General features: G+C 67.8%; 1 protein-coding gene. It reads left to right on the top strand.

Annotated features, from left to right (window positions below; genetic code table 11):
* Positions 1 to 52 precede the first annotated feature (52 nt).
* The coding region (locus ABD716_RS16345) for an IS256 family transposase (protein ID WP_344778852.1) at positions 53 to 1310 on the top strand (1258 nt) is incomplete at its 3' end.

The following is a 1310-nucleotide window of genomic DNA, read 5'->3' as shown; positions in this document are numbered from 1 at the left end:
CACCGTGGGATGACCAGTTGTTTCCGGCAAGAAGCAAAGCAGAGATCCCACGATGACCCACAACCAGTCTGCCCTTTCGGCCTTGATCGGCGAAGTCCTCGCTGATCCCGACCTCGCGCACCAGGACGTGTTCCGGCGGATGCTGCAGGCCGGGCTGCAGGACCTGATCGACGCGGAGGCGACGGCCAAGATCGGCGCCGATCGTTACGAGCGCACCGCCGAGCGGATCACCCGCCGCAACGGCACCCGGCCCAAGACGCTCGCGACCCCGGCAGGGGAGGTGGATCTGACGATCCCGAAGCTGCGGGAAGGGTCGTTCTTCCCGTCGCTGCTCAGCCCCCGCCGGCGGGTCGACAAGGCGCTCTACGCCGTGATCTGCCAGGCGTGGATCGACGGGGTGTCCACCCGGAAGGTCGATCAGCTGGTGCGCGCCCTCGGCAACGACACCGGCATCAGCCGGTCGACTGTCTCGCGGATCTGCCAGGAGATCGACGAGACGGTGCAGGAGTTCCTGCACCGCCGCATCGACCACACCTGGTTCCCGTACCTGTTCCTGGACGCCACCTATCTCGATGTGCGCCACCGCGGCCGGGTCGTCTCCCAGGCCCTCGTGGTCGCTACCGGCGTCTCCGGAGACGGACGCCGGGAGATCCTCGGCATGAGCCTGGGGGACGCGGAGACCACCGACTTCTGGACCGAGTTCCTCCGCTCCCTCCGAGACCGGGGCCTCAAGGTCGCGACCGACGCCGACCCGCTCGGCGTGGCCCTGGTCACCTCCGACGCACACGCGGGCCTGAAGGCCGCGGTCAAGGCGATCCTGCCCGGCGCCTCATGGCAGCGCTGCCGAGTGCACTTCGCACGCAACATCACCCAGAAGCTCGGCTCGGCCCGATCCAAGCCCGTGAACGCGCTGATCACCACGATCTTCGCGCAGACCACCCCGGAGGCAGTCACCGGCCAGTACCGGGCCGTGACCGACTCGCTGCGCTCCTCGTTCCCCGAGATCGCCGACATGCTCCAGACCGCCGAAGCGGACCTCACCGGCTTCGCCGCGATGCCCCGCGAGCACTGGCAGAAAGTCTGGTCGAACAACCCGATCGAGCGCCTCAACCGCGAGATCAAGCGCCGCGCCGACGTCGTGCAGATCTTTCCCGACCGCGACGCTGTCACGCGCCTCATCGGCGCGGTCCTGCAAGAGCAGCACGAGGAATGGCAATACGGGGAACGCCGCTACTTCTCCGACATCTCGATGCGCAAACTCGTCCACACCCTCCACGAACACACCGAACCCGCACGCCCCGAGCTCTACC

Source organism: Gryllotalpicola kribbensis, from assembly GCF_039538245.1.
Classification (GTDB): Bacteria; Actinomycetota; Actinomycetes; order Actinomycetales; family Microbacteriaceae; genus Gryllotalpicola; species Gryllotalpicola kribbensis.
Note: the sequence above shows the minus strand (reverse complement) of the source record. Positions and strands in the feature narration are given on the sequence as shown.